This window comes from Chryseobacterium sp. MDT2-18, assembly GCF_030815285.1.
Lineage (GTDB): Bacteria > Bacteroidota > Bacteroidia > Flavobacteriales > Weeksellaceae > Kaistella > Kaistella salivictor.
Map to the genome: position 1 here is coordinate 90,894 of NZ_JAUSWQ010000006.1, position 21,088 is coordinate 111,981.

At 43.2% G+C, this 21,088-nt stretch carries 16 protein-coding genes and 2 pseudogenes; all 18 read left to right on the plus strand.

The window, feature by feature from the left end:
- Positions 1–10 precede the first annotated feature (10 nt).
- The 18 genes and pseudogenes from QF004_RS08060 (at position 11) to QF004_RS08145 (ending at position 20,772) form a co-directional block, all read left to right on the plus strand.
- On the plus strand, positions 11–676 hold the full coding sequence (locus tag QF004_RS08060) for a response regulator (protein ID WP_307424837.1): 666 nt from the start codon (positions 11–13) through the stop codon (positions 674–676).
- Between the two features lie 1,258 nt (positions 677–1,934).
- Complete coding sequence (locus tag QF004_RS08065) at positions 1,935–2,102, plus strand: hypothetical protein (RefSeq protein ID WP_307424841.1); 168 nt, start codon at positions 1,935–1,937, stop codon at positions 2,100–2,102.
- 360 nt (positions 2,103–2,462) lie between these two features.
- Positions 2,463–2,849 carry a hypothetical protein gene (locus QF004_RS08070; protein WP_307424844.1) on the plus strand — a complete coding sequence of 129 codons (387 nt, stop codon included), beginning with the start codon at positions 2,463–2,465 and terminating at the stop codon, positions 2,847–2,849.
- A 23-nt stretch (positions 2,850–2,872) separates the two neighbouring features.
- On the plus strand, positions 2,873–3,496 hold the full coding sequence (locus QF004_RS08075) for a DUF3347 domain-containing protein (RefSeq protein WP_307424846.1): 624 nt from the start codon (positions 2,873–2,875) through the stop codon (positions 3,494–3,496).
- Between the two features lie 14 nt (positions 3,497–3,510).
- Positions 3,511–4,794 carry an efflux RND transporter permease subunit gene (locus tag QF004_RS08080; protein WP_307424848.1) on the plus strand — a complete coding sequence of 428 codons (1,284 nt, stop codon included), beginning with the start codon at positions 3,511–3,513 and terminating at the stop codon, positions 4,792–4,794.
- A 2-nt stretch (positions 4,795–4,796) separates the two neighbouring features.
- Positions 4,797–6,755, plus strand: coding sequence for an efflux RND transporter permease subunit (locus QF004_RS08085; protein ID WP_307424851.1), 1,959 nt, complete (start codon positions 4,797–4,799; stop codon positions 6,753–6,755).
- An 18-nt stretch (positions 6,756–6,773) separates the two neighbouring features.
- Entirely contained in the window at positions 6,774–8,021 is a 1,248-nt protein-coding gene (locus tag QF004_RS08090; RefSeq protein WP_307424855.1) for a TolC family protein, read from the plus strand.
- Positions 8,018–9,268 carry an efflux RND transporter periplasmic adaptor subunit gene (locus QF004_RS08095; RefSeq protein WP_307424859.1) on the plus strand — a complete coding sequence of 417 codons (1,251 nt, stop codon included), beginning with the start codon at positions 8,018–8,020 and terminating at the stop codon, positions 9,266–9,268. Before QF004_RS08090 ends, QF004_RS08095 begins: the two co-directional genes overlap by 4 nt.
- An 11-nt stretch (positions 9,269–9,279) precedes the next feature.
- Positions 9,280–10,485 (plus strand): efflux RND transporter periplasmic adaptor subunit, encoded by a 1,206-nt coding sequence (locus QF004_RS08100; protein WP_307424862.1) that lies wholly within the window; start codon positions 9,280–9,282, stop codon positions 10,483–10,485.
- A 1-nt stretch (position 10,486) separates the two neighbouring features.
- Positions 10,487–10,957, plus strand: coding sequence for a heme-binding domain-containing protein (locus QF004_RS08105; RefSeq protein ID WP_307424865.1), 471 nt, complete (start codon positions 10,487–10,489; stop codon positions 10,955–10,957).
- A gap of 37 nt (positions 10,958–10,994) precedes the next feature.
- A pseudogene (merTP, locus tag QF004_RS08110) lies at positions 10,995–11,623 on the plus strand (mercuric transport protein MerTP).
- Between the two features lie 16 nt (positions 11,624–11,639).
- Positions 11,640–11,849 (plus strand): GDCCVxC domain-containing (seleno)protein, encoded by a 210-nt coding sequence (locus tag QF004_RS08115; protein ID WP_307424868.1) that lies wholly within the window; start codon positions 11,640–11,642, stop codon positions 11,847–11,849.
- Between the two features lie 99 nt (positions 11,850–11,948).
- Positions 11,949–14,075 carry a heavy metal translocating P-type ATPase gene (locus QF004_RS08120; RefSeq protein WP_307424871.1) on the plus strand — a complete coding sequence of 709 codons (2,127 nt, stop codon included), beginning with the start codon at positions 11,949–11,951 and terminating at the stop codon, positions 14,073–14,075.
- Between the two features lie 43 nt (positions 14,076–14,118).
- A pseudogene (locus QF004_RS13965) lies at positions 14,119–14,226 on the plus strand (heavy metal-binding domain-containing protein); the annotation flags it as partial.
- Between the two features lie 219 nt (positions 14,227–14,445).
- On the plus strand, positions 14,446–17,031 hold the full coding sequence (locus tag QF004_RS08130) for a multicopper oxidase domain-containing protein (RefSeq protein ID WP_373456886.1): 2,586 nt from the start codon (positions 14,446–14,448) through the stop codon (positions 17,029–17,031).
- Positions 17,032–17,174: 143 nt separating this feature from the next.
- Entirely contained in the window at positions 17,175–17,483 is a 309-nt protein-coding gene (locus QF004_RS08135; RefSeq protein ID WP_307424874.1) for a hypothetical protein, read from the plus strand.
- A 556-nt stretch (positions 17,484–18,039) separates the two neighbouring features.
- Positions 18,040–18,606, plus strand: coding sequence for a ferritin-like domain-containing protein (locus QF004_RS08140; RefSeq protein WP_307424877.1), 567 nt, complete (start codon positions 18,040–18,042; stop codon positions 18,604–18,606).
- A gap of 27 nt (positions 18,607–18,633) precedes the next feature.
- On the plus strand, positions 18,634–20,772 hold the full coding sequence (locus QF004_RS08145; RefSeq protein WP_307424880.1) for a catalase: 2,139 nt from the start codon (positions 18,634–18,636) through the stop codon (positions 20,770–20,772).
- Positions 20,773–21,088: the final 316 nt, after the last annotated feature.

A 21,088-nucleotide genomic window follows, 5' to 3' on the forward strand; every position in this document is an offset into this window, starting at 1 on the left:
TAAAAATGCTATGTTTAAAAAAGTTTTAATCGCCGAAGATCACGAAATCCAAAACCTTTCCGTACAGAGAACACTTCATGATCTGAATATCCCTACAGTAGACTACGTACACTATTGTGATGATGCCATGGCCAAGGTCGGGAAAAGCATCAGGGACCATTCACCCTACGATCTTGTGATTACAGATCTCCATTTTGATACCGATCATAGGGAACAGAAATTAAAAGACGGTAAAGAAATGGTCAGCGCAATTCGTGCGGTTCTTCCCTCCATTAAAATAATTGTCTTTTCTGCAGAACAGAAATCAGGGATTATTGATGCTTTATTCAAAGAGAATGGCATTAACGGTTATGTGCGAAAAGCCAGAAACGATGCTAAAGAACTCAAAAAGGCAATCGATGCAGTATTTGCCGGTAAAAATTATCTTGCCCTGGACATAAAACATGAAGTAAAAAAACTAAACAGCTATGAATTTACTTCCTATGACATTACTTTGGTCTCACTTCTTTCCAAAGGGGTGATACAGAAGAACATCCCTACCTATCTCGTGACTAATGATATCAAACCTAACAGCCTTAGCAGTGTTGAAAAAAGACTGAGTATTCTAAAAGAGGAATTGAAAATTAATAATAATGAACAGCTGATTGCATTCTGTAAAGATTTAGGGGTAATTTAAAACAGAATGGGGTACATCAAATCACAGCCACTTTCAATTTTTCATAGAAAGTGGCTTTTTTACGGATATTTTCAATATTCTTTATCGAAAATCTCTTAAAATAATTTTGATGAAAAAGATGGGCTAAAATAATTGTAGCAATAAGGACACTATCTGAATTGATATTCCGTTAATCTCCTATCTTTTCTGAAATAGAGGCAATTAACGCTAAAATATTTTCAGTGATGGTATAAGGTGGTTTCATCCGTTATTTACTATTTTTATAATACGGTCGGGTGCAATCTCGTAAACTCGAATTCATTCGTAATATTATCATTTGATAGTATCAAAGATAGTAATTGATGGTATTAAATCAATACAGCTTTCAAACGTCGCTTTGATCAACAGTATCATTTAAAATTACTTGAAGCAGTCGATCAGTTTTATTTTTGTATCAGAAGGTTCACTTTGTTGGTTATGTTGTTTTTGTTATTAAAATTAATAAATTTATTATTTTGTAAAGTTAAAGGATGTCGCAGATTTGCGATCTGTACATATATCAAATCTCCTTCGCGGGCAGTGGTTAAAATGAAATACCCGAACTAATTTTATTCAACATTCAACCAGATTGATCCTCCTTTAGTAATAGATTTCCAATTATCATTCTCGACTAGTCATCTAAACTAATATTATCAAATATTCCATTTATATGTATCGGACTAGAACAATAAATCTTTAATCCCGCTGATCTTTTTAAGCTCCATGATTTATAATATCTACTTAGTTTGAGAGTAGCTTTTGTCATATCTTTCTCCGTTAAGGTATCGGATACGTTAATTTTTTTCGGCAGCCTTTACTTCCCTTCGCCCCATCCGATAATGTTGGTTCCCGCTATTTTTTCATCGCAGAAAACCGCTTCATAGTGGTCTTCTTGCCAATACATGCACTCTTTTTTGCCGTTCCGGTGTTGCGATGATAATGGTAGCGGGTTTATATTCAGTAGTCTTGGCCATCGGTATTACTGTTTGACCGCTAAACCGCTGTCCCCGGCGTCGGAAGGAAGGAAGGAAGGAAGGAAGGAAGGAAGGTTAATTCGGTAATCATTCAGAAGAGAAAATAAAACTTCAAAAATAATTTCCTACATTTGTACTGTTTTACTTTATAATGCACGTTAATTTAAAAATACTGTTCCTTTCCTTTACACTCGCGTTATTTCTAGTGCCAGGAATTTCATTGGCTTGCAGCAAAAAGGACAAGCAGATTTTGAAATCAGAGGCTCATGCCGAAACTTTCATTAAACAGTCATTCGCGAAATTTCATCCGTCTTGCGACAGCGGCGATTGCAAAGAAGAATGCTGTCACCCAAAATCACACAATTGTCAAACCGAAGGATGCTCAGGAAACTGCAGCGGGAACCTTTGTGGATCATTTCACTACACCATTTTAGCGGACAGTAAATTTTTAGAAGATTCAAGAAATCAAGCGCCTGCTTACGATAGCAATAATTCTAATTTCTACTATCAGAATCCCAGCTATTCTGGTGGATTCCATACCATTTGGCAACCGCCAAAAATAGGTTAATACTTTCTTTTTACAGCCTGAATTATGTCTTATCGTGAAGTGCTTTTGTCACTTTATCCTTGATCATATAGCGGCGATGTATATTCCTTTGAACTTCAACTTTTCCCTTAAAAGTAAATCTTTCAGAAAAGATTTTGCTTTTGGAGCAAGGACACCTTGAAGATCAGCATGCTCATAATCAGTTCTACACACGGAGGCTCATAATTAACCTAAAATTTAAAATTTAATGAAGAATATTCTTTTGGGAATACTCGCTTTTGCAGCGGTATTCCTCGTTTCCTGCAACAATTCAAAAGCCGAAAACACTCAAATTGCGGTCGCACACTTAACCATCGGCGACATTGTTCCGCATGACCAGGTATGTATGGTCAATAATGCCTATATGGGCAAAAAACAACTCGAAGTACAGCACGACGGTAAAACCTATTACGGCTGCTGCGAAAACTGCAAACTGAGAATCCCACAGGAAGAAAATGCACGCATGGCATATGATCCGATATCAAAAAAACTCATCGATAAAGCAACCGCAATTATCGCCATATCCGATAAAAATGACAATGTCATGTACTTCGAAAATAAAAAAAACTACGAAGCCTTTTTTAATAAAAAATAAATAACCTTTAAACTTATATAATAATGAAAACAATAGCATTCAGCCTTTTAGCAATTGGAACATTGGCACTCACTTCTTGTAAAGAAAACAAAGAACAGAAAAGCACCACTGAGACATCCATGCAGCATGATAGGAGCATGATGTCGGACAGTGCAGCGATGGGCAATATGCCTATGGATGCAAAGGTAACCGTGACCGACTCCAAAAAAACTTCCGCAAATCTTACAGAACTCTATTCCCATTACACCCACCTTACATTCGCGTTGTCGGGTGATGATGATAAAGAAGCGGTAAGTGCAGCAAAAGGAATCTTGGCTTCCTTTCCTAAAATAGACAAAAACGGATTTTCCGCCGAACAGAAGAAAGAATTTGCGGAACTGGAATCCAGCATCCGGGAACACGCCCAGCATATTGCGGATAATGCCGGAAAGATCGATCATCAGCGCGAACACCTGGATTTAATGAGTGCAGATTTTTACGACCTGCTCAAAGATTTCGGAACTCCAAAACCGGTGTACAAAGTATTCTGCCCTATGTATAATGACAACAAAGGAGCCTTCTGGCTCAGCGATTCACGCGAGGTGAAGAATCCTTATTACGGCAAAGAAATGCTGTCCTGTGGCGAGGTTCAGGAAGAAATTAAGTAAAACCATACAGAACCATGATTCAAAATTTAATCAAACTGTCCCTCCGCAACAGGTACTTCGTTTTGCTGATAGCAATCGGCCTTTTTATCTGGGGTATTTTTGCGGTAAGGGACAATCCCATCGATGCCATTCCGGATCTGAGTGAAAACCAGGTCATCGTTTTTACGGAGTGGATGGGCAGAAGTCCCCAGATTATAGAAGATCAGGTGACTTTCCCGCTGGTCAGCAACCTTCAGGGCATTCCGAAAATCAAAAATATCCGGGCTTCCTCTATGTTTGGGATGAGTTTCGTGTATGTCATTTTTGAAGATAACGTGGACATTTACTGGGCCAGAACCCGGGTTATGGAACGCCTCAATTATGCGCAGCGCTTACTCCCGCAGGATGTTACCCCTACGCTCGGACCCGATGGCACCGGTGTTGGTCACGTCTTCTGGTACCATTTCGATGCACCCAAAATGGATTTGGGAGACCAGCGTGCACTCCAGGACTGGTACGTCAAGTTTGCCCTGCAGACGGTTCCCGGTGTCGCGGAAGTAGCTTCCTTCGGGGGGTTCGAAAAACAGTACCAACTCGTCGTAGATCCTGTAAAACTGCAGTACTATAACGTTTCCTTGATGGATGTGATGAACAAAGTGAAAGCCAACAATAATGATGTGGGCGGACGTAAATTTGAGATGGCCGATATGGCTTATATCATTCGCGGTCTGGGTTACATCAAGAACGTTGCCGATATTGAGGAAATTGCTTTGGGAAATTTCAACGGAATTCCTGTGCGGGTCAAAGATATTGGCTCTGTACAGATGGGTGGTGATCTGCGGCTGGGTATTTTCGATGCAGACGGTGAAGGCGAAGTTGTGGGCGGTATCGTGGTGGCCCGGTATGGCGAAAATGCGGATAAGGTCATCAAGGATGTGAAAGAGAAAATGAAGGATGTAGAAAAAGGCCTGCCCGAAGGTGTTACCTTCAAAACATCTTACGACCGCAGTACGCTGATTGAAGGGGCAATAGACAATATTAAAACCAAGCTGATTGAAGAAATTATCGTGGTAGCAATCATTGTTATTCTGTTCCTCTTCCACTGGCGAAGTGCCTTCAGCATCATTATCCAGATTCCGGTCACCATTGCCATCAGCTTTATTCTGCTCAATGCGTTTGGACTATCCTCCAACATCATGTCACTTACCGGAATTGCGCTTGCAATCGGGGTGATCGTAGATAACGGAATTATCATGTCTGAAAATGCGTATAAAAATCTCTCCGATTGGCAGAACCATCAACAAAATAAAAACCCATAACAATGAAGACCAACTGGTTTAAAAATATATTCAGAAAGAAAGATAAGGAGAAAGACCGTTACGTTAAAATTCCCGAAGATATTCGGATGAAGATTATTGAAAAATCGTCCTTACAGGTATCCCGAGGCGTCTTTTTTTCAACAGTGATCATCGTGGTTTCTTTTCTCCCGGTATTTATGTTGACGGGCCAGGAAGGCAAACTTTTTCACCCGCTGGCGTACACCAAAACCTTCATCCTGATTGTTGATGCGATCCTGGTGCTTACCCTTGCACCGGTGCTCATCTCTTTTTTCATGAAAGGAAAATTTAAGGACGATAATAAAAACCCAATAAACAGGGGCTTGGAACGGGTGTACGAACCACTGATAAGATGGTGTATGAAATGGAAAAAAACGACGCTTGGCATTAATATTTTAGCTCTGCTCATCAGTATTCCAATGATTATGAACCTCGGGCGCGAATTTATGCCGCCGTTGGATGAGGGATCCCTGCTGTTTATGCCGGTTACCCTGCCCGATATTTCGAACTCTGAGGCCAAAAGATTACTGCAGGTGCAGGATAAAATCATTAAAGGAGTTCCGGAAGTGGATCATGTCCTTGGAAAAGCCGGAAGAGCCAACACGGCGACGGATAATTCACCCATCTCCATGATTGAAACCATTATTCTGTTGAAACCGCAAAGCGAATGGCGCGAGGGCAAAACAAAAGAAGATCTCATCGATGAACTGAATGCAAAACTCCAGATTCCGGGCGTAACCAACGGCTGGACCATGCCGATTTCCAACCGGATCAATATGCTTTCAACAGGGATCAGAACGGATGTGGGCGTAAAAGTATACGGACAGAACCTGGACAGTATTGCCGTTCTCTCCGAAAAAATAAAAAAAGAACTCACAGGCATTGAAGGAATCAAGGACATGTATGTAGAACCGATCACCGGCGGAAAATATGTCGATATTGAAGTTAAACGTGAAGAAATTGGAAGATACGGCTTAAGTGTGGATGATGTTAATGCCGTCGTGGAAAGTGCCCTAGGCGGAATGAAACTCACCACCACCGTGGAAGGCAGACAGCGATTCTCTGTAAACGCCAGATACGGCCAGGATTTCAGAAATAATTTGGAGTCACTGCGAAGACTGCCCATGCAGACCATGGAATTTGGTTCCATCCCGCTCAGTGCAGTGGCAGAAATTCGCCTTACAGAAGGTCCTCCAATGATCAATTCTGAAAACGCAATGTTGCGTGGTACTGTTCTGTTCAACGTGCGCGACCGGGATTTGGGCAGCACCGTGGAAGAAGCACAGAAAAAACTAAACAGCATGGTCACCAAAATGCCCAAAGGCTATTTCGTGGAATGGAGCGGCCAGTACGAAAACCTGATTCGCGGCGAGCAGACTTTAAAAATGATTATGCCACTGGTATTGGTCGTGATCTTCCTTTCCATGTATTTTGCGTTCAACTCTTACCGCGAAGCTTTCTTTAATCTCATCAGTATTCCTTTTGCCTTAATTGGCGGCGTATTCATGATTTCAATTTGGGGCGTGAATCTCTCCGTAGCAGTAGCAGTCGGTTTTATTGCCCTGTTCGGACTTGCCGTGGAAACCGGAATCGTCATGGTCATTTACCTGAACGACGCCATGGTTCAGCTTATTACAAAAAACGGAAACTCACGGGAGACCATTACAAATGAAGAACTCCGCGAGTATGTTATTAATGGTGCAGCCAAAAGATTAAGACCTAAAATTATGACGGTTTGTGTGACCCTCTTCGGACTCGTTCCCATCCTCTGGAGCCACGGTGTGGGAAGTGACATGATGAAACCAATTGTATTGCCGATGGTTGGTGGCGTTTTCACTTCGGCCATTCACATCCTTTTGGTAACACCCATTATCTTTTATATGCAGAAGGAATGGGAACTGAACAAACTGGGGAAAATTGATGTGCTCGACGCTTCCCATTAATCCTTTAATGATTACAAAATGAAAAAATTAATAATAACAGCAATACTTGCATTGCTTTACACCACCATTGATGCGCAGCAGATGTCCCTGCCCGCAGTAATAGACAGTATCGCAGCCAACCACCCGGTGGTAAAAATGTACAATGCCGAAGTCCGGTCAATGGATGCTGCCGCCAAAGGAGCAAGAAGCTGGATGCCCCCAACCGTAGGAGCTGGTTTCTTCATGACTCCCTATAATGCAAAACTATGGCAGCGTGATGGCGACATGCTCGGTATGGGTTCCGTAGCAGTTTCGGTGGAACAGATGTTTCCGAACAGAAAGAAACTCGACGCCAACGAAAATCTGATGAAGGCAATGTCTTCAGTAGAAAAGGAAAAGCTTTATGCCGCCCTCAATGAAAACTTTCAGGATGCGAAAAAACTGTATTACAGTTCCATCGTCCTGGATAAAAAACTGAAAGTCGTGAAGGAAAACGAAAAGATGCTAGACTTTATGATTAAAAATGCCGAGATCAGATATAAAAATGGGCTCGGTAAAATATCGGCTTATTACAAAGCCAAAGCTGCCCTCGGAAGTTCCAAAAACATGCAGCTCATGTATGAGAATGACCTCCGCGTCAACCGCATCCGTTTGAATGCCCTCATGGGAAGAGACGCGCTTTCCCCTCTGGAAATCCTGCCTGAGTACAACCTGAACGATTATTCCCTGGAGACTTTTGGTAAGGATCTTTTTGAGCAGAACAGAAGTGATCTCCGCGGCATAGACCGGGAAATCAATATTGCAAAACTGAAACAGGATCTCGAACAACAGAATCTGAAGCCGGAATTTGGAGTGAAGTTCGAAAACATGTTCGGTTTTGGGGGCCAGCCCATGCAGTTTTCGCTCATGCTGATGGCAAAACTGCCTTTCGTTTCCTGGGCTTCAGGCATGAACAAAGCCAATATTGAAAGCCTCAAACTGAAAGAAGAAGCCCTGCAGGCTCAGAAAGAAATGATGGTGAACGAATACAGTGGAATGGCCTACGGAATGCGCAATGAACTGGACCTGAATAAAAATCAGCTGAAACTCTATGAAGACACCATTATTCCGGCCTTAAAAAACAACTACAAATCTATGCAGTTGGGTTATGAGCAGAATACGGAAGAACTCTTCATGTTGTATGATGCCTGGGAACAGCTGAATATGACCCAGTTGGAATATTTCGAGATCCTGACCAAAGCACTGCAGACACAAACTGAAATTGACCGCTTAATTGAAAGAAGATGAGAAAACTAATAATGTACACCATGCTTTTGTTGGGTTTAACGGCCTGTGACAAACTGAAGTTCTGGGAAGATAAGCACACAGCAGAGGCGGCAATGCACACCTACACTTGTCCCATGCATCCGGAAGTAATCTCAGACAAACCCGGAAAATGCCCCAAATGTGGGATGGATTTGGTCCTGAAAGACGCCCAGAAAAAAAAGGAAGAAGGGATTGAACTTGACGATCTGCTGAAACCTACCAATGAATTTGTGGTCTCAGAATTGCCGGTAATAAAGTTAAAAAGAGAAAACATCCCGACAACGGTTGATGCCCTGGGAACAGTAGAATATGACACCCGGCAGATTGGCAGTATTTCATCCCGCGTAGCCGGACGGATCGAGAAACTCTATGTGCGGTACAAATACCAGAAAGTGACAAAAGGCCAGCGCATTTTAGATATATACAGTCCGGAACTTTTAACCGCACAGCAAAATCTGCTCTTTGTTCTGAAAAACGACCGCTCAAACAAAACGATGATGGATGCCTCACGGCAAAAACTTCTTCTTTTGGGAATGCCGGCTTCACAGATTCAGAAAGTCATCCAAAAAGGAAAACCTGATCTCACAGTTCCGGTTTTCAGCAATTACAGCGGACACATTCAGCAGGCAGGAGCGGCAGGATCCATGGGTTCAGCACAGCAACCCGCTCCCGAAATGGCTTCAAATACAGCAGTCACAGCAGAATTACCCCTGAAAGAAGGCATGTATCTCCAGAAAGGGCAGAATATTTTCAGTGTCTACAATCCCAACAGAACCTGGGCCCTGATCAATATTTTTTCTGAAGACATTGCACTGGTCAGCAAGGGACAGTCTGTCATGGTCATCCCGGAATCCAATCCGGAGAGCCGTTTCAAAGGAACCATCGGTTTTATTGAACCGTTTTTCAGGCAGGGCAGCAAAACCGTAACGGCGCGCGTCTATTTTGATAACAGTACCGCAAAAATTCCTGTCGGAAGTCAGGTTAAAGCAGAGATTATGAGCCACAACAGAATAGCAGACTGGCTGCCGAAATCAGCGGTGGTTTCATTGGGGATGGATAAAATCGCGTTCAAAAAAGTAGAAGGCGGTTTTATTGCCCATAAAGTTGTTACCGGAGCTGTGGTAGGCGATAAAATCCAGATCGTCAGTGGTTTGCTTCCGGAAGATGGTGTTGCTGAAAACGCACAGTACCTGATGGACAGCGAAAGTTTCATAAAAATTAACAGATAAAAATTGATAAGATGAAATTCAATATTTTAATGCTGGCCTTGCTGGTTTTTCTTTACTCCTGTAAAAAGGAGGAAGATCCTCATGCCGGCCACGATATCTACTACACCTGTTCCATGCATCCACAGGTAGTCTCCGATAAACCGGGAAAATGTCCCATTTGCCACATGGATTTGGTGCCTGTCGAGAAGAAAAAGAATGCTGATCCTAACGAAATTATCTTGAATGACGAGCAGGTTAAATTGGGAAATATCAAAACAGTCGCGCTTTCTGACGGCGCTATGGCTGATAAACTCACCCTGACCGGAACACTCAATTTTAACCAGTACCAGATGCAGTCAGTCAGTTCCAGAGTGATGGGCAGAGTCGAACGCCTGTATTATAAAAATATTGGCGATTTTGTTCCGAAGGGGGCGCCACTTGTGGATATTTACAGTGAAGAACTCAATAATGCCAAACAGGAATATCTGCTGGCGCTTGAAAGACGCAAGCTGTTTGTCGGCAATACTTCCATTGATTTTGATCAGTTGCTCCAAAGTTCCCGAAACAAGCTTTATTTATGGGGAATGTCCGAAAGCCAGATCAAACAGCTGGAAAGATCAGGAAAAGCCACACCAACTACTACCGTATTCAGCAATGCAGGCGGATACATCACCGATCTCAGCATTGCCGAAGGGGATTATCTTGCCGAAGGCGGCACCATCGTCAGTCTGGCAGATCTCTCGTCGCTGTGGGCAGAGGCACAGGTCTATTCCTCTCAAATGGCACTCCTTCAGAAAGACAGCAAGGTCACCGTATATATTCCCGATCTGGATAATTTGAAAATTAACGGAAAGATTGATTTTACAAACCCTGAAATCAGTCCATCAAGTAGAATAAACTTAGTCCGCGTTTCCGTGCCCAACAAAGGAAATTTGCTGAAACCCGGAATGCCGGTATATGTTCTGGTGGAAAACAAATCCCGCGATGGCCTTTCTATACCCGTTGATGCAGTAATCAGGGATGGTAAATCCTCCACGGTCTGGGTGAAAACGGCGAAGAACACCTTCGTCAACAGAATGGTGGAAACGGGTCTGGAATATGATGACAGAATTGAAATCACCTCCGGTATTAAGGCAGGTGACGAAGTAGTGGTTTCCGGCGCATACCTGCTGAACAGTGAATACATATTCAAGAAAGGAGTCGATCCCATGGCGGGTCACGATATGAGCACCATGTAAGATGAGAAAATTGAACAGCATAAGTTGGTTGTCGGTGACAGTGGTTTCGGTTCTTTTAGCCATTCAGTTCATACCGGTGGAGCGTAATGTTTCAACCGTTCCGGCGGGGCAAAGTTTTGAAATCACCGAAAAGGTGCCTGCCAGCGTGGCTGCAATCCTTAAAGTTTCCTGTTATGACTGTCATTCCAATAACACCCGCTATCCCTGGTATTCGGAAGTTCAGCCCGGAGCCTGGTTTATGGCTCAGCATATTAAAAAAGGCAAAGAAGAGCTCAATTTTGATCAGTTCAATGTCTATTCAAAAAGACGGAAAAAAGCAAAAATAAAAAGCATAATCAGCCAGATTGAAAAAGAAGAAATGCCTTTAAAATCTTATCTTTTACTTCATCATGATGCAGACTTAACCCCAGACAAACAAAAAATCCTGATGCAGTTTTTTCAGTCAGAACTTGAACTTCAAAACATGAAATGAAAATCGTCAAAAGTGAAAACAAAATCTTAAAAACAGTATGAAAACAGACAAAAAATTAATCAGTACCGGTCTGCTGGCTGCCTTCACCGCCTCATTATGTTGCATTACACCATTATTAGCCTTCATTGCAGGAACAAGCGGCCTTGCTGCAACTTTTTCCTGGCTCGAACCTTTACGGCCTTATTTAATCGCGTTAACAGTTTTTGTTCTTGGTTTTGCCTGGTATCTTAAATTAAAACCTAAACAACAATTGGACTGTAGCTGTGAGAAAGATGAGAAAATACCGTTCACGCAGTCGAAAATGTTTTTGGGGATGGTAACCCTATTTGCTGTCGTGATGCTTGCCTTCTCATACTATTCAGCTGTTTTCTATCCAAAAACAGAAAAGCAAAATATAGTCGTGAACCAGTCTGATATCCGGGAAATAGAATTTACAATCAGTGGAATGACCTGCGCAAGTTGTGGGGAACATGTCAATAGCGAAGTACATAAACTGACGGGAATTATAAGTTCAGACGCTTCGTACGAAAACAAAAATGCAGTGGTGAAATTTGATGATTCAAAACAAACAGTGATGAAATCGAAAAGGCCATAAACGCTACCGGATATTTAGTAACCAACAAAAAAAAATATAAATTGGACACTACTGATCATGAAAATAGATAATAAAATCATTAAACAAATGAGTACAATCAAATTACAGTCGATCATCACCTGCCCCAATTGTGGGCACAGGAAAGAGGAAACAATGCCTACAGATTCTTGCCAGTATTTCTACGAATGCGAAAAATGTAAGACCGTTTTAACACCAAAACAAGGCGATTGCTGTGTGTATTGCAGTTACGGAACAGTGCCGTGTCCCCCTGTTCAGCAGGACAGGAAATGTTGTTGATGGACTTTCAAAACCGAAGCTAACAAAAATTGAGTTATTAACAACGGAGGAATTCGAATTATAAAAGTGAAGTAAATCTTTTTGTAAATAAAATTAATTATGAAAAAATTCACCTGTCCCATGCATCCCCAGATATTGAAGGACGAACCGGGGAAATGTCCGCTTTGCGGGATGAACTTAATTCCATTAGGAGGAATGGCCCAACTTGAAAAAGACGAACCCAGCCATCATCATCAGAATCATGGTCATCACTCAGAATCTGACGAGTCTGTAGCGGGATTTGACAAACATGCCGGTCATCATACGCCGGATTTCCTGAAAAGATTCTGGATTACACTGATGCTTTCGGTTCCAGTCCTGTTGCTTTCCCACATGATTCAGCAGTGGCTCGGTTTTACGATTGCTTTTACTGGGGATAAATACGTGCTGTTGGTGTTGGGAAGTATTATTTATTTCTATGGCGGAATGCCCTTCTTTAAAGGTTTTTTGGGCGAAGTGAGAGCAGGAGCTATTGGGATGATGACCCTCGTTGCCTTGGCGATTACCGTAGCGTATGTCTATTCCGTTGCCGTCGTATTCGGACTTCCGGGTATGGATTTCTTTTGGGAACTCGCCACCTTAATTGTCATTATGCTTTTGGGTCATTGGCTCGAAATGCGCTCCCAGATGGCTGCATCAAAAGCGTTACAATCCTTAGTGGCTCTGCTTCCTAATGAGGTAACAGTAGAACAGAATGGCAGCCCCGTTAAAATAAAACTGGAACAGCTCAAAAACGGAGACACCGTAATGATAAGACCGGGTGAAAAAGTTGCCGCCGATGGTCTGATTGTCGAGGGCAGTTCATATTTAAATGAAAGTATGCTGACCGGTGAAAGCGTTCCTGTAAAAAAAGAGTCCGGAGGAAAGGTGATAGCAGGGTCTATTAATGGAGACGGTGTCTTGAAGATTAAAGCAACAGGGGTTGGAAAAGATTCCTATCTCAATAAGGTCATTAATTTGGTGCAGGATGCGCAGGCAGCGAAGTCCAACACCCAGAATCTGGCGGATAAAGTAGCCAAATGGCTTACTATAGTAGCAATCGTAGTGGGCGTAAGCACTTTTGCGTATTGGTACATCACCATGGGCGATTTGGCTTTTGCCCTGGAACGCATGGTAACCGTAATGGTAACAGCCTGTCCTCATGCGTTGGGAGTGGCAATTCCTTTGGTGGTGGCTATATCCACTACACTCTCAGCCACCAATGGTTTGCTCATCAGAAACCGAACGGCTTTTGAAACAACCAGGAAATTATCCACCATTATTTTTGATAAGACCGGAACCCTTACCAAAGGTTCCCATACCGTGCAGAAAATCATTCCTTTAACGGAGCGCTATTCCGAAAACGATTTACTCCAGTATGCAGCAGCAGTGCAGCAGAATTCCGAACACCATATTGCGAAAGGAATCATGCAGACGCTCACCGAAAAGAAACTGGATTTATGGAAGTCAGAAAGTTTCCGCTACATGCAGGGAATCGGAGTGACAGGGATGGTAAACGGTAAATCGGTTGTCGCAGCAGGTCCTAATTATTTTGTTCAAAACAATAAACAGGTTCCTCCCATTCCCGAAGAAATTAACCAGGATGCAGAAACCGTAAACTTTATTCTCATTGATGGCGAGACTGTGGGAATTGTTTCTTTGGCAGATACCATTCGGGACGGCGCCAAAGAAGCCATTGACCAATTACGCAGCATGAACATTAAATCATTCCTGCTTACAGGCGATAACGAAAAGGTCGCAGCAGCAGTGTCGAAGCAGTTAGGGATGGACGGATATCTGGCCAATGTACTTCCGCATCACAAACAGGAAAAAGTAAAAGAATTCCAGGACAAAGGGGAAATCGTTGCAATGACTGGAGACGGCGTAAATGATGCGCCCGCCTTAGCACAGGCTGATGTCGGTATTGCGGTAGGTTCGGGAACAGATGTTGCTGCTGAAACAGCAGACATTATTCTGGTGAACAGTGATCCCCGTGACGTCGTAAAAATGATTGATTTCGGAAAGAAAACCTACAGCAAAATGATTCAGAACCTGGTGTGGGCAGTGGGTTACAACGTTGTGGCAATTCCACTGGCGGCTGGTGTTCTCTATCCGTCATTTGTTCTAAGCCCAGCGATGGGCGCAGTGTTGATGAGCGTAAGTACCATCGTGGTCGCATTGAACGCAAGTTTGTTAAAAATTAAATAATCACAAAATGAAATACCTACTATCGCTCTTGATGTTGATGGCAATGTCCATAAACACGTATTCACAGAGCACTAAAACGTATTATACCCGCCCCATGCATCCCCAGGTCGTGAAATCAGCACCCGGTAACTGCCCCATTTGCGGCATGACGCTGGTAAAAAAAACCATTACCATTAAAAAACCTACAGTGAAACCTTTATCGGCTCAAAATTCGCAGCCTGCAGCGGCACCTAAAAACGCAGTACCGGTTAAAAAAACTGAAGTGCAGAAACCGAAAAATATACCTAAAGCGGTCTCAAAAACCTTGCCTGCTGTTAAAAAACCGAAACCGACTAAGCCGACAGCGGCGTCAGAAGAACCGATGCCTGCTATGGTTAAAACTACGGAACATAAAACAGCAGATGAGCACCAGCATGAAGCTGTGCAAGAACGTTATACCTGTCCGATGCACCCCGAGGTAGTATCAGACAACCCCGGAAAGTGTCCAAAGTGCGGTATGAATCTGGTTCCTCAAAAGGAAAGCGGCCAGCATCAGGCTACCGGCAAAACCCCGGAACATCAAACTTCAGATCCGCATCAGCATGAAGCAGCGCAAAAGATGTACACCTGTCCGATGCATCCCGAGGTTGTTTCGGACAAACCCGGAAAGTGTCCTAAGTGCGGTATGAATCTGGTCCCTCAAAAAGGAAAGAAGGAAGATCATGATACACACGGAAACATGCAGATGCATGGTGAACACAAAATGGTCATGCCGATGCCCGAAAAGCACCTGAAAGGTGGACGCAAAGTGACCTACCATCTTTATGTGAAAGATACCCTGGTAAATTTTGCGGGAAAACAGAAACGCGCCATTGCCGTAAACGGGCAGATTCCGATGCCAAAGTTGGAGTTTTATGAGGGCGATACGGCGGAAGTTATTGTCCATAATTTAATGGATGAAGAAACTTCTCTTCACTGGCACGGTCTTCATCTGCCAAATAAAGAAGATGGGGTTCCCTGGCTCACCCAGAAACCAATTCCACCACATTCAACCTACACGTATTCGTTTCCGATCATCCAAAACGGAACCCACTGGTATCATTCGCACACTGGCCTGCAGGAGCAAATTGGAATGTATGGCATGTTGATACTGAAAAAACGTCCCGAAGATCCTACTTTTCGAACGGGCATTGATGATTTGCCCACAGAGCACCTTATCCTGAGCGAGTGGACAAACCTGAATCCTAATAATGTTCAGCGGATGCTCCATAATGCCAACGACTGGTTTGCCATAAAAAAAGGCACCACCCAAAGTTATGCGGAAGCCATCAAAGAAGGCCACTTTAAAACAAAACTCACCAATGAATGGAAGCGGATGCTGGCCATGGACGTGAGCGATATTTATTATGATGCATTCCTGATAAACGGTAAAATCGAAAGCCAACTCTCGGGATACAAAGCCGGGGACAAAGTAAGACTTCAAATTGCCAACGGTGGTGCTTCCTCCTACTTTTGGCTCAACTATGCAGGAGGAAAATTTAAAGTGGTAGCAAGTGATGGACTGGATATTGAGCCGGTCGAAGTTGACCGCCTTATCCTCGCGGTTTCCGAAACGGTGGATGTCGTAGTGGAAATTCCTGAAAAAAACACCTCCTATGAATTCCTCATTACGCCCGAAGACCGCACAAAATCGGCTTCGGTCTACATTGGCGGAGGAATTAAAAAAGCGCACGCACCATTACCCAAACTTAAATATTTTGAAGGGATGAAAATGATGAATGACATGATGAAGATGAACGGTGACATGAAGGATATGGGTATGGAGATGAGTTACCAGACCATGGATATGAATCAGGTGATGTATCCAGAAATTACCGCAGAAAACAATGACGCAATAAAAATGGATAACATGAACACCAGTGAGGCGCAAATGGATCACTCAAAGCACCAGATGCCAACTTCTGGAATTACCACTTTGAATTACGGCATGATGAAATCCCCCTATGACACCTCGCTCCCAAAAGACAGGCCTGTGCGCGATCTCAAGTTCACCCTCACCGGAAATATGAACCGCTACGTTTGGAGCATGGACAATAAAGTCCTGGCAGAATCCGACAAAATAGTGGTCAAAAAAGGCGAGATCCTCCGCATTACCCTTTTTAATAATTCTATGATGCGTCACCCCATGCACCTGCACGGATTTGATTTTCGGGTACTCAACAAAAATGGCGCGCAGGCACCTCTCAAAAATGTGTTGGATATGATGCCCATGGAAACCGATGTTATAGAATTTACAGCAAAAACGGATGGTGACTGGTTCTTCCACTGTCACATCCTCTATCACATGATGGCAGGGATGAACCGTGTTTTCGCTGTGGGCGATGATCAGAATCCTTTGCTGCCCGATAAAGCTTCGGCCTATAAAAAGCTTCAGCGCGAAAGTAACATGTGGCACCTGATGGCTGAAAACGATTTTGCTACTAATGGTAATGATGGTAGGGCCAGAATCTCAAATACCCGCTGGGAATTGGGAACAGAATGGCGCTTAGGTTACAGTCCCCGGCACGGCTACGAAGTGGAAACCCAGCTCGGAAGATATGTGGACCGGATGCAGTGGCTGAAACCATTTATCGGATTCAATTACCATTACAGAAAGATTGACAGGAACAATATTGAAAAAAACCTTTTTGGACAAGCCAACACAAAAGACGAACGAAAAACTTTCAGCGCCGGTATCACGTACAGACTTCCGATGCTGGTAGATCTGCAGGCAGAAATATTTACAGACGGTATTGTAAGATTTCAGCTGAAGCGTGAAGACATTCCGCTTTCACCACGTTTGCGCGGGGCATTCATGATCAATACTGACAAAGAATATAGCGCAGGTCTTAAATATATCGTTACAAAGAATTTTGGGATCTCCACACACTATGACAGCGACATGAGCTGGGGTGCAGGACTCACTTTGAATTACTAGGATATCTTCTTTACAAAAAACAATAAAAGAGTGCAGCCTGTCATTGGGGCTGCACTCTTTTTTTATGTTTAAAGGAGAGCGAAAAACAGGTGACCATCTATTTTTAACTGAAGCCGTTCGCCTTCTCCTTTGGTAATAATGAAATGTACCCCATAGAGCAGCTGGAACACATCATAGAATTCCAGCCTTCACCGGGACTCAGTTCAAAACCTAATCATTACAGTACCGCAAAAGAGCATGAGGCAGAAGATTTAATTCTGGACGAAGCCTCACCGATCCGTGACTCATCCTCTGTGACCAAAGGAACCCTGAAAGTGATCCGTACCAAGAAGACGGCCGCAATGACGCAGCTTTCTATTGAAAAACTGTTTACTTGGAGGGTCGACTTAAGAGTCCACGCGATCATCTTTCCCATCACTTTATATCACAAAGCCCGCGCGGCCTTCCGGTAATTTTAAGAACCCCTTTGAGTTACGCCATCTTATTAGCAGTTATCAATACTACCCCAAGATACCGAATCCAATAGATATGGAATGAATACAGTATGGATATAGTATGGTTATAGTATGCCCCACTGCCTAAAGACCGCAGGTTCGCTCACCGCATATTAATGGGTAAAGCCTTCATTTTCCAATATCGTGGATATTAACCGTGACCAACAGTACAAAGCCAACTTCTAGATTGTACAAAACCCTGTTGTCCTGCTTTACCACCATTGAACCTCAACCCATTGCGTTAAAAAAAGGAGCACCCCGATGCCAAATACTCAATCGCGCAAGAACCCATTCATCATTCACCAATCTCCATTCTTCCAATTTACCATTCACCTCAATTCACCTCAATTCACCTCAATTGACCCATGACCCCCTGCGTTCCTGCAAATCAATCCTAAAAAAGCCTTTATCTTACATAATCATTAAATAAATATTCTTCTTTTTACATATACATTAACATAAATGGAATTTTATTTGCATACAGGAAATGGTAACAACTCTAAATTTTAAACCTATGGCAAAAAAGAAAAGTGCGAACGAAGCACAAAACGCAAGTAAACCCATCACCAATCTTAGAGATTTTTTTATTGATGGTTTGAAAGACATTTACTGGGCCGAAAATGCACTGGTAAAAACAATACCTAAAATGTTGGAGCAGGCCACAGATCAGAAATTAAAGACAGCGTTTAAAGACCATCTGGCCCAAACCAAAATGCAGGTGGAAAGACTGGAAAAAGTTTTTGAGTCCATGGGAGTGAAACCGGAAGGTAAAAAATGTTTAGCCATGGAGGGAATTATTAAAGAAGGGGAAGAAATTATGGAAGAGACCGCACCGGGTCCTGTCCGGGATGCAGGAATTATTGCAAGTGCGCAAAAAGTAGAGCATTATGAGATCGCCACATACGGAACCCTTGCCGCATTTGCTAAAACGCTGAATGAAAGAGCCGCACTTGATCTCTTGCTCAAGACTTTAGGCGAAGAAAAAAAATCTGATTCCTTATTGAGTTCCATTGCAGACACCAACTTAAATTCACAGGCTGTGGACGGAAAGCTTCAGTCCAAAGATTTAAATGCCGTTTAATTAACCCTTCAACATTAGAACTACATTATGAAAATAAATGAAAGTGAACCATTTGAAAATGGGGCAAATCCTAAACAGGAACAGCTTGGTAAATTCACCACCGATAACCAGGGTGAATTCCTGACCACTGATCAGGGACTGAAAATTAATGATGATCAAAACTCCCTGAAAACAGGCGAAAGAGGCGCAACGCTTCTGGAGGATTTTATCCTCCGCGAAAAAATCACCCACTTCGATCATGAGCGTATTCCGGAAAGGATTGTTCATGCAAGAGGTTCGGGAGCTCACGGCGTGTTCGAACTGTATCAACCGATGGGAAAATATACGAAAGCAAAATTCTTAAATGACACTTCAATAAAAACACCCGTTTTTGTAAGGTTTTCTACAGTGGCAGGATTCAGAGGATCTACTGATGTACCAAGAGACGTCCGCGGATTTGCCGTAAAATTCTATACCCAGGAGGGAAACTATGATCTGGTAGGAAATAATATGCCTGTATTTTTTATTCAGGATGCCACTAAATTTCCGGACCTCGTGCATGCGGTAAAACCAGAACCGCATAACGAAATTCCGCAGGCAGCTTCCGCCCATGATACCTTCTGGGACTTTATATCGCTGATGCCGGAAGCAATGCACAATGTGATGTGGCTGATGAGCGACCGTGCGATTCCGAGAAGTTTACGCACGATGGAAGGGTTTGGAATCCATACCTTCCGCTTTATCAACGCGGAAGGGAAATCTCATTTCGTAAAATTCCACTGGAAACCGAAACAGGGCGTTCTGGGATTAGCCTGGGACGAGGCGCAAAGAATTGCCGGGAAAGACACCGACTTTCACCGGAGAGATTTGTGGGAGGCGATTGATGAAGGCCATTACCCGGAGTGGGAACTGGGCGTGCAGATTGTAGCGCAGGAAGACGAGCATCGGTATCCGTTCGATCTTCTGGACCCCACCAAATTAATTCCCGAAGAAATGGTGCCGGTGGAGATTATCGGAAAAATGACCTTAAACAGGAATCCGGATAATTTCTTTGCAGAGACCGAACAGGTCGCTTTTCATCCCGGTCACCTGGTTCCGGGAATTGATTTTACCAATGATCCGTTGCTGCAGGGGCGATTATTCTCTTACACCGATACGCAGATTTCAAGATTGGGAGGACCGAATTTTCATGAAATTCCCATTAACAAATCCATTCCGGAGGTGACCAATAATCAGCGGGATGGAATGCACAGAATGCAGATTAATAAAGGGAAAGTAGCGTACAATCCTAATTCCCTCGGAGGAGGCTGCCCTTTTCAGGCCATGATTGCCGAAGGAGGATTTTCCTCTTTTGAAGAACGCATAGATTCCAATAAAATAAGACGGAGAAGTAAAAGTTTTTTTGATCATTTCAGTCAGCCCGCGCTTTTTTACAACAGCATGTCGGCCGATGAAAAACGCCACATTCAAAACGCCTTTGCCTTCGAACTGGGAAAGGTTAAAACAGTTCCGATCCGCCAGAGAATGGTGAATATGCTCTTAGAAATTGATGGGGAACTTTCAAAAACGGTTGGAGACCATCTAGGTTTGATTCCCCAGAAACTGCCGCAGCCGATCACCGGCAGCATACCGGCAGACGGAAATCCTGAGCATTACCACTCTTTCAAAGAAAAATTACCGATTGATAAGGCCCCATCGCTCAGCATGGCGAAAAAGCTCCCGACAGATATTCGGGCCAGAAGAATCGCCATTTTAACTGCAGATGGCGTTAATGATAAAGCCTTTACCGAGGTAAAAAAAGAACTGGGCGACCGGGGAGCCATGGTTGCCGTGATTGCACCGGGACATGGATTCGTAACTACGCAGTCGGGCGAAAAGTATCCAATTGATGACAGTCTGTTAACCGCCGCATCTGTGGTGTTTGATGCAGTATATGTGCCGGGAGGCGACAGTGTGGAAATCCTTTCCGCAAATGCAGATGCTGTTCATTTTATTGCGGAAGCCTTTAAACACTGCAAACCCATTTCAACGGACGGAAATGGCCGGTTATTGCTGGAAAAAGCATTGCCAAAATCAGCGTTGAAAAATAAAGGGATCACTACTTCCGGCGTTTTAAATGATTTCGTAGAAAACATCAGACTGCACCGTTTTTGGGACAGGGAAAAAGACAACGGAGTTCCTGCATAATACCGCGCAGCGCGTTTATTTTTTCATTTTTAAAATTTAAAGCAGGAAGCTCTCAAACTTTTAAAGGTTCTGTCCGAGAGGTTTGCGTAAAAATCTGTGGGTACGCAGCGCACTGATATATTTCATTACCATTCTATGAAGCGGCTCCTGAGCCGCTTTTTTAATACGGGGTAATAAAGGGCAGGAAAAAATCTAGAACCTCATCACAAGGACTATTGATATTTTTACATTATTATAAACGGATATCCATAATTAATAAAACAAATTCCAGAGCCTGTTTACCATTCATCAAAATTAATTTCCTCCATCCCTAAAG

Bases quoted from the DNA above. Each gene is read 5' to 3' on its own strand.
- QF004_RS08060 (WP_307424837.1), top strand. From the start codon at position 11: ATGTTTAAAAAAGTTTTAATCGCCGAAGATCACGAAATCCAAAACCTT.
- QF004_RS08065 (WP_307424841.1), top strand. From the start codon at position 1,935: ATGCCGAAACTTTCATTAAACAGTCATTCGCGAAATTTCATCCGTCTT.
- QF004_RS08070 (WP_307424844.1), top strand. From the start codon at position 2,463: ATGAAGAATATTCTTTTGGGAATACTCGCTTTTGCAGCGGTATTCCTC.
- QF004_RS08075 (WP_307424846.1), top strand. From the start codon at position 2,873: ATGAAAACAATAGCATTCAGCCTTTTAGCAATTGGAACATTGGCACTC.
- QF004_RS08080 (WP_307424848.1), top strand. From the start codon at position 3,511: ATGATTCAAAATTTAATCAAACTGTCCCTCCGCAACAGGTACTTCGTT.
- QF004_RS08085 (WP_307424851.1), top strand. From the start codon at position 4,797: ATGAAGACCAACTGGTTTAAAAATATATTCAGAAAGAAAGATAAGGAG.
- QF004_RS08090 (WP_307424855.1), top strand. From the start codon at position 6,774: ATGAAAAAATTAATAATAACAGCAATACTTGCATTGCTTTACACCACC.
- QF004_RS08095 (WP_307424859.1), top strand. From the start codon at position 8,018: ATGAGAAAACTAATAATGTACACCATGCTTTTGTTGGGTTTAACGGCC.
- QF004_RS08100 (WP_307424862.1), top strand. From the start codon at position 9,280: ATGAAATTCAATATTTTAATGCTGGCCTTGCTGGTTTTTCTTTACTCC.
- QF004_RS08105 (WP_307424865.1), top strand. From the start codon at position 10,487: ATGAGAAAATTGAACAGCATAAGTTGGTTGTCGGTGACAGTGGTTTCG.
- QF004_RS08115 (WP_307424868.1), top strand. From the start codon at position 11,640: ATGAGTACAATCAAATTACAGTCGATCATCACCTGCCCCAATTGTGGG.
- QF004_RS08120 (WP_307424871.1), top strand. From the start codon at position 11,949: ATGAAAAAATTCACCTGTCCCATGCATCCCCAGATATTGAAGGACGAA.
- QF004_RS08130 (WP_373456886.1), top strand. From the start codon at position 14,446: ATGGTTAAAACTACGGAACATAAAACAGCAGATGAGCACCAGCATGAA.
- QF004_RS08135 (WP_307424874.1), top strand. From the start codon at position 17,175: ATGTACCCCATAGAGCAGCTGGAACACATCATAGAATTCCAGCCTTCA.
- QF004_RS08140 (WP_307424877.1), top strand. From the start codon at position 18,040: ATGGCAAAAAAGAAAAGTGCGAACGAAGCACAAAACGCAAGTAAACCC.
- QF004_RS08145 (WP_307424880.1), top strand. From the start codon at position 18,634: ATGAAAATAAATGAAAGTGAACCATTTGAAAATGGGGCAAATCCTAAA.